The organism is Streptomyces coffeae, from assembly GCF_016741875.1.
GTDB lineage: Bacteria > Actinomycetota > Actinomycetes > Streptomycetales > Streptomycetaceae > Streptomyces > Streptomyces coffeae.
The window spans coordinates 1-8,552 of the sequence record NZ_JAERRF010000075.1; the positions used below are offsets into that span (position 1 = coordinate 1).

Below are 8,552 nucleotides of genomic sequence, written 5' to 3' on the forward strand. Positions count from 1 at the left end.
GCAGGGTGGTCTGGCTCCGGATGGTCGATGTAAGGCGTTTGGTGAGGGTGCTGATGGTGTGGGGTGGGCCGAGGGTGTGGGTGTGCTGGTGTTGGAGCGGCTTTCCGATGCCCGGCGCAATGGGCATCGGGTGTTGGCGGTGGTGCGGGGGAGTGCGGTTAATCAGGATGGTGCGTCGAATGGTTTGACGGCGCCGAATGGGCCGTCGCAGCAGCGGGTGATCCGGCAGGCGCTGGCGAGTTCGGGCCTGTCCGCTGCTGATGTGGATGCGGTGGAGGCGCATGGCACCGGGACGAGGCTTGGGGATCCGATCGAGGCGCAGGCGCTGCTGGCTACATACGGCCAGGGGCGGGATGCGGAGCGTCCGCTGCTGTTGGGGTCGGTGAAGTCGAACCTGGGCCATACGCAGGCAGCGGCGGGGGTGGCGGGTGTCATCAAGACGGTGATGGCGATGCACCATGGCGTGCTGCCGCGGACGTTGCATGCTGATGTGCCGTCCTCGCATGTGGACTGGACAGTGGGTGACGTCGCACTGCTGACGGAGAACACTGCCTGGCCCGACACCGACTGTCCCCGCCGCGCAGGCGTCTCGTCATTCGGTGTCAGCGGCACCAACGCGCACGTCATCCTCGAACAGGCGCTGCGGGTCGAGCAGCCCGCCGAGGATGCAGCAGCTGTGCCGCGCCAGGTTCCCGGCAAGGTGCCCTGGATGGTGTCGGCCAGGACCGAGACGGCTCTGGAACAGCAGCTGCACCGTGTCCGATCCTTCGCGGACGAGCATGCCCTCTCACCGCTGGACGTCGGTTTCTCGCTGGCCACAAGCCGTTCGCTGTTCGAGCACCGGGCGGTGCTGCTGGCGGACGAGGACGGGGTCGCCGAGACCACGCGTGGTGTCCCGGTCGAAGGCGCCCTGGCGGTGCTGTTCTCCGGGCAGGGGGCACAGCGGCTCGGAATGGGCCGGGAGCTGTACGAGCGGTTCCCGGCCTTCGCCGAGGCCCTCGACAGTGTGCTCGGGCATCTGGACGGCCCCGTACGTGACGTGATGTGGGGTGAGGACGCCGAGGAACTGAACCGGACCGCATATGCCCAGCAGGCGCTGTTCGCGATTGAGGTGGCGTTGTTCCGGCTGGCGGAGTCGCTCGGAATACGGCCGGACTACGTGGCTGGGCATTCGATCGGTGAGGTTGCTGCCGCGCATGTGGCGGGTGTGTTGTCGCTGTCCGATGCATGTGTACTGGTGGCTGCGCGGGCTCAGCTGATGCAGGCGCTTCCCGCGGGCGGTGCCATGGTGGCGGTCCAGGTCGGCGAGGACGAGGTCCGGCCTGTCCTGCCGGACGGTGTGGCGGTCGCTGCGGTGAACGGCCCGTCGTCGCTGGTGCTGTCCGGCGAGCTCGACGCGGTGCTGGAGACTGCTGCGCGATTCGAGGACCGCACGCCGCGTCGGCTGCGGGTATCGCACGCATTCCATTCGCCTTTGACGGATCCGATGTTGGATGAGTTCCGGTCGGTGGTGGAGGGGCTGGAGTTCGGTGCACCGTCGATTCCGGTGGTGTCGAATCTGACCGGTGCTGTGGCTGTGGCGGAGGAGATTTGTTCGCCGGAGTACTGGGTGCGGCACGTCCGCGAGACCGTGCGCTTCGCCGACGGCGTCCAGACGCTCAGCGCCGAGGGCGTACGGACGTTCCTGGAAATGGGGCCGGACGGTGTGCTGTCGGCGCTGATCAGGGAGCAGGTGCCGGACGAGGCGGTGGTGGTTCCGGTGCTGCGCAAGGACCGGCCGGAGGAGACGACGGCCATCAGCGCTTTCGCGCAGCTACATGTGAGCGGTGCGGCCGTGGACTGGTTGGCGTTCTTCGCGGGCACGGGCGCCCAGCGCGTTGATCTGCCGACGTATGCCTTCCAGCGTCGGCGCTACTGGCCCGCAGCGTCACCGGGCGTTCGGGATGCCGCGGGCCTGGGACTGACCTCGGCCGAGCACCCGCTGCTGGGCGCGGTCGTGCCCTTGGCGGACGCCGACGGCGCGGTGTTCTCCGGTCGTCTGTCGTTGGCGACGCACCCGTGGCTGGCCGATCACACCGTGTTGGGCAGCGTCCTGGTGCCCGGTTCGGCCCTGGTGGACCTGGCAATCCGTGCCGGGGACGAGTTCGGCTGTGCACGGATCGACGAACTGACCCTTTCCACGCCGCTCGTGCTGCCCGAGCAGGGCGCGGTCCAGATACAGGTCCGGGTGGGCGAGGCTGACGACGTAGGCCGACGCCCGGTCTCGGTCCACGCACGGCCCGAGGGCACGCCGGACACGCCGTGGGCCCAGCATGCGGAGGGAGTGCTCTCCACGCGCGCCCTCTCCGGGGAAGTGCTCTCCCCTGGAGCACTCTCCACGGACGGCACGACGGCAGGATTCGAGGCCGCGGTGTGGCCACCGCCGGGCGCTGAGACGGTCGACCTCGGCGACTTCTACGCGGAGCGGGCCGAGGCAGGCTTCGACTACGGTCCGGCCTTCCAGGGGCTGCGGGCCGCCTGGCTACACGGAGACGATGTGTTCGTCGAGGCCAGCCTGAGCACGGAGACCGAGGCGGACAAATTCGGGCTGCACCCTGCCCTGCTGGACGCCGTACTGCACGCGACGGCACTGATCAACGACGGCGGGGTGCTGCCGTTCTCCTGGGAGGGCGTCTCGCTGCACGCTGTGGCTGCGACGTCCGTGCGGGCCCGGCTCTCCCGCACTGAGCCCGACAAGATCGCCATCATGATCGCCGACGGTGCCGGGCAGCCGGTCGCCTCGGTGAACAGCCTTCTCGTGCGACCGCTCACGGTGGGGCAGCTCGAAGCGGTGGCGGGACCCGGCCGAGACCCGCTGTTCCGCCTTGAGTGGACCCCAGCACTGACGCTGCCGAGCAGCGCGTACGCCGGCCCGCTGGCCGTGGTCGGTCCCGACCGTGGCCTGGCCGATGCCCTGCGGCGCGGCGGTGCCACGGACGTCGATGCGTATCCGGACCTGGACTCGCTGGCGGCGGGGGAGGGCCCGGTACCAGAGGTGGTCCTAGCCTTTGTCTCCGACGCTGTGGCCGAGAGCATGGTGGACTCCGTCCACGCCACGGTCTCGCGAGTCCTGACACTGGTGCAGGGCTGGCTCGATGGGGAGCGATTCGCGGCTTCCAGGCTGGTGGTGGTCCGATGCGCCGACGACGGCCCGGCAATGGCCGCGGCGAAGGGTCTGTTGCGGTCGGCGCAGGCGGAGCACCCCAGCCGGATCGGCCTGCTGGACATCGGCTACGAGGACCTCTCGGCAGCATCGGCATCGCTGGTGCTGGAGGCGCTGAGCTTGGCGGAGCCGGAGGTTGGAGTTCGTGAGGGGCGTGTTGTGGTTCCTCGGTTGGTGCGGGTGGGGGTGTCTGGTTCGGCGGCTCCGGTGTGGTCTGGGTCGGGGTCGGTGTTGATTACGGGTGGTACGGGTGGTTTGGGCGCGGTGGTGGCGCGGCATGTGGTGGCTGAGCATGGTGTGCGGGATTTGTTGTTGTTGTCTCGGCGTGGGCTTGAGGCGCCTGGTGCGGTTGAGCTTGTTGGGGAGCTTGGTGGGTTGGGTGCGCGGGTTGAGGTGGTGGCGTGTGATGTTGCGGATCGTGGGGCGTTGGCGGGGGTGCTTGAGGGACGTGATGTGTGTGCCGTAGTGCATGCGGCCGGTGTGTTGGATGACGGGTTGGTGGGTGGGTTGTCTGTGGAGCGGGTGGGTGCGGTGTTGCGGCCGAAGGTGGATGCGGCGTGGTATTTGCATGAGTTGGTGGGTGAGGTGTCGGCGTTTGTGGTGCTCTCGTCTGCCGCGGGGGTCTTCGGTAGTGCGGGGCAGGGCAGTTACGCGGCGGCGAATGCGTTCTTGGATGCGTTGGTGGGGTACCGGCGTGCGCTTGGGCTGCCGGGTGTGTCGTTGGCGTGGGGCGCGTGGGATCTGCCCAGTGGGATGACGGGTGAGCTTTCGGAGGTGGACCGGGAGCGGATGGTTCGGGCGGGTCTTCCGCCGGTGTCGGTGGAGCAGGGTGTGGCGTTGTTCGATGCTGCGGTGGGGTCGGGGGAGGCGGTGGTGTTGCCGCTGCGGTTGGACCTGGCTGCGGTACGGGCCCGGGGTGAGGTGCCCCCACTGTTGCGGGGCCTGATCCGTGCGCGGCGTGCGGCGGGGGGTGCGGTTGCTGCTTCGACTGGCCTGGTTCAGCGGTTGAGTGGGCTGGACGAGGCCGGGCGTCGGGCGCTGTTGCTGGATGTGGTGCGGGGCCAGGTGGCGAAGGTGCTGGGCCATGACAGCCCCACGGCGATCGACCCTGCCCGGGCTTTCCGGGATCTGGGTTTTGACTCGTTGATGGCGGTGGAGCTGCGCAACGGGTTGAGCGCGGTGACGGGGTTGCGGCTTGCGGCAACGTTGGTGTTCGACTACCCGACGGTGCAGGTGCTGGCGGATCACCTTCGGGAGGAGTTGTTCGCTGGGGTGGTCCGTGTGGTGGACCGCTCTGTTGGGGTGTTGCCGTCGGTCGTGGATGATCCGGTGGTGATTGTGGGGATGGGGTGTCGGTATCCGGGTGGGGTGTCGTCGCCGGAGGGGTTGTGGGAGTTGGTGGCTGGTGGGGTGGATGCGGTGTGTGGGGTTCCTGGTGATCGGGGGTGGGGTGGGGAGTCGTCGGTGTGGTCGGGTGGGTTCTTGCGTGATGCGGGGGAGTTTGATGCTGATTTCTTTGGGATGAGTCCGCGGGAGGCGTTGGCGACGGATGCGCAGCAGCGGTTGTTGTTGGAGGTGGCGTGGGAGGCGGTTGAGCGGGCTGGGGTGGATCCGGTGTCGTTGCGGGGGAGCCGGACGGGTGTGTTTGCGGGGGTGATGTACGGGGATTACGGGACGTTGTTGCCGCGGGAGTTTGACGGGCTGCGGGGGAGTGGCAGTGCGCCGAGTGTGGCGTCGGGTCGGGTGTCGTATGTGTTGGGGTTGGAGGGGCCGACGGTCACGGTGGATACGGCGTGTTCGTCGTCGTTGGTGGCGTTGCATCTTGCGGTGCAGGCGTTGCGGGGTGGGGAGTGTTCGTTGGCGTTGGCGGGTGGTGTGACGGTGATGTCGACGCCGACGACGTTTGTGGAGTTCTCCCGGCAGGGTGGTCTGGCTCCGGATGGTCGGTGCAAGGCGTTTGGTGAGGGTGCTGATGGTGTGGGATGGGGCGAGGGCGTAGGGGTCCTTGTCCTGGAGCGGATGTCGGATGCCCTGCGTAATGGGCATGAGATCCTCGCTGTGGTGCGGGGGAGTGCGGTTAATCAGGATGGTGCGTCGAATGGTTTGACGGCGCCGAATGGGCCGTCGCAGCAGCGGGTGATCCGGCAGGCGCTGGCGAGCGCGGGCCTGTCGGCCGCCGAGGTTGATGTGGTGGAGGCGCACGGTACGGGGACGCGGCTGGGGGACCCGATCGAGGCGCAGGCCCTGCTGGCCACGTATGGGCAGGAGCGGGGTGCGGAGCGTCCACTGCTGTTGGGCTCGGTGAAGTCGAACCTGGGCCATACGCAGGCCGCAGCGGGCGTGGCAGGCGTCATCAAGACGGTGATGGCGATGCACCACGGTGTGCTGCCGCGAACGCTGCATGCTGAGGTGCCGTCCTCGCATGTGGACTGGACAGCGGGCGATGTCCAGGTGTTGACGGAGAACACTGCCTGGCCTGAGACGGGCCGGGCTCGTCGTGCGGGTGTGTCGTCGTTCGGGATCAGTGGCACGAATGCGCATGTGATTCTTGAGGCAGGGCCTGTGATGGAGCAGCCCGTGGAACCTCGGGAGTCTCCTTGGGGTGTGGTGCCTTGGCTGGTGTCGGCCAAGAGTGAGGCGGCACTTGACGCTCAGATCGGCCGGCTCCCTTCCGTTCCCGACAGCGGTGTCCTGATGGATGTCGGGTTCTCGTTGGCTACGAGCCGGTCGGTGTTTGGGCATCGGGCGGTGTTGCTGGCGTCGGATGAGGTCTTGGTGGAGGTTGCGCGGGGCGAGGCCGCTGACGGCTTGATGGCGTTCCTGTTCTCCGGCCAGGGCGCGCAGCGGCTGGAGATGGGTCGGGAGCTGTACGACCGGTTCCCGGCTTTCGCCGAGGCCCTCAACTCTGTGCTTGCGCAGCTGGACGGCCCTGTCCGGGAGGTGATGTGGGGCGCGGACGCGGAGGCGTTGAACCGGACGTGTTATGCGCAGCAGGCGTTGTTTGCGGTTGAGGTGGCGTTGTTCCGGCTGGTGGAGTCCCTTGGAATACGGCCGGACTTTGTGGCCGGGCACTCCATCGGAGAGGTCGCGGCAGCTCATGCGGCGGGTGTGTTGTCACTGGTTGATGCGTGTGCGTTGGTGGGGGCACGGGCCCGGCTGATGCAGGCGCTTCCCGTGGGCGGTGCGATGGTGGCGGTCCAGGCGGCCGAGGACGAGGTTGTGCCGCTGGTGGAGGAGGTGGCGGGGCAGGTGTCGGTGGCGGCGGTGAATGGGCCGTCGTCGGTGGTGATCTCCGGTGAGGAAGCAGCCGTGCTGGAGATCGCTGCCCACTTCGAGACCGAGGGGCGCAGGACGAAGCGGCTGGCTGTAAGCCATGCGTTCCATTCGCCGTTGATGGATCCGATGTTGGATGAGTTCCGATCGGTGGTGGAGGGGCTGGAGTTCGGCGCACCGTCGATTCCGGTGGTGTCGAATCTGACCGGTGCTGTGGCTGCGGCAGAGGAGATCTGTTCGCCGGAGTACTGGGTGCGACACGTTCGCGAGACCGTGCGCTTCGCCGACGGCATCCAGACCCTCAGCACCGAGGGCGTACGGGCCTTCCTGGAGCTGGGGCCCGATGGTGTGCTCTCGGCACTGGTCGGGGAGGTGGTACCGGACGAGGCCGTGGCGGTTCCGGTGCTGCGCAAGGACCGGCCGGAGGAGACGACGGCTGTTAGTGCGTTGGCGCAGCTCCATGTCACCGGTGTCCCGGTGGATTGGGGGATGTTGTTTGCGGGGTCGGGTGCGCGGCGGGTGGAGTTGCCCACCTATGCCTTTCAGCGGCGTCGGTTTTGGCCTGTTGGTTCGGTGGGTGTGGGGGATGTGCGGGCTGCTGGGTTGGTGTCTGCGGAGCATCCGTTGTTGGGTGCGGCGGTGTCGTTGGCGGATTCCGATGGTGTGGTGTTCGCTGGCCGCTTGTCGTTGGCGTCGCATCCGTGGCTGTCCGATCACGTGGTGATGGGGCACGTTCTGCTGCCGGGTACCGCATTCGTTGAGTTGGCCATCCGGGCCGGTGACGAGGTGGGGTGCGAGCGGATCGAGGAGCTGACCCTGTCGGCACCGCTGGTACTGCCCGAGCAGGGCGCGGTGCAGATCCAGGTGTCCGTCGGCGCTGCGAATGCCTCCGGGCATCGATCGGTGACGATCTATGCCCGGGGCGAGAGCTCCGAGGAACTGCCGTGGACACAGCATGCGGTGGGTGTTGTGTCTGAAGGGGGTGGTGTGGAGCGTGCGGGTGCCGGGTTCGAGGTGAGTGTGTGGCCGCCGGCGGATGCGGAGCCGGTGGAGTTGGACGGCTTCTATGAGGACCGGGCGGAGCTGGGGTTTGCGTATGGCCCGGAGTTTCGGGGGCTGCGGAGGGTTTGGCGGCGTGGTGCGGAGGTGTTCGCCGAGGTTGAGGTGGGGGAGGAGGCTCAGGCCAGTGGGTTTGGGGTGCATCCGGCGGTGCTGGATGCTGTGTCGCAGAGTGCGGTGTTTGTGGGTGAGGGGCCTGGTGTTGGGGGCGGTGCGCTGCCGTTCTCGTGGGAGGGCGTGACGCTCCACGCTTGTGGGGCGAGGGTGGTGCGGGCGAGGTTGGCGCCTGCTGGGCGGGGTGCGGTCGCGATCGAGATGGTTGATGGTGCCGGGGATCCGGTCGCCTCGGTGGAGGCTCTCCTCGTGCGCCCGGTGGCGGCGGATGAGTTGCGTGATGACCATCTTCTTGGTCGCGATTCGTTGTTCCGGGTGGAGTGGACGCCTGTGGTCGAGCGGGCGGGCGCGGGTGTGTCGGGTGTTGCGGTGGTTGGTTCGGGTGTGATTGTGGATCTTGGTGTGGTTGAGGGGTTGCGGGGAGTTGGGGTGGAGGTGGCGGCGTATCGGGATCTGGCTGCGTTGGCTGCGGCGGGTGGTGCGGTGCCTGATGTGGTGATGGTCGGGGTCGATGCTGCTGTGGAAGTGGCGGCTGGTGGTGTGGTGGGTGGTGTGCGGGCTGGGGTGTTTTCGGTTTTGGAGTTGGTGCAGGAGTGGTTGGCGGACGAGCGTTTCGTTGATTCCCGGTTGGTGGTCGTGAGCCGGGGAGCGGTTGCTGCGCGGGATGTTGATGGTCTGGCTGTGGCGTCGGTGTGGGGTCTGTTGCGGTCGGCGCAGACGGAGCATCCGGGTCGGATCAGTGTGTTGGATGTTGGGGGTGGTCAGGAGCCTTCGGCGTCGCTGTGGTCTCAGGTTTTGGGTTTGGTGGAGCCGGAGGTTGGTGTTCGTGAGGGGCGGGTTGCGGTTCCTCGGTTGGCGCGGGTGGGGGTGTCTGGTTCGGCGGCAGCGGCGGTGTGGTCTGGGT

Annotated in this window: 1 protein-coding gene; it reads left to right on the plus strand. The window is 67.8% G+C overall.

Annotated features, from left to right (window positions below; all coding sequences use genetic code 11):
• A partial coding sequence (locus tag JK363_RS40710) for a type I polyketide synthase (protein WP_201883372.1) occupies positions 1–8,552 on the plus strand: 8,552 nt, incomplete at both ends.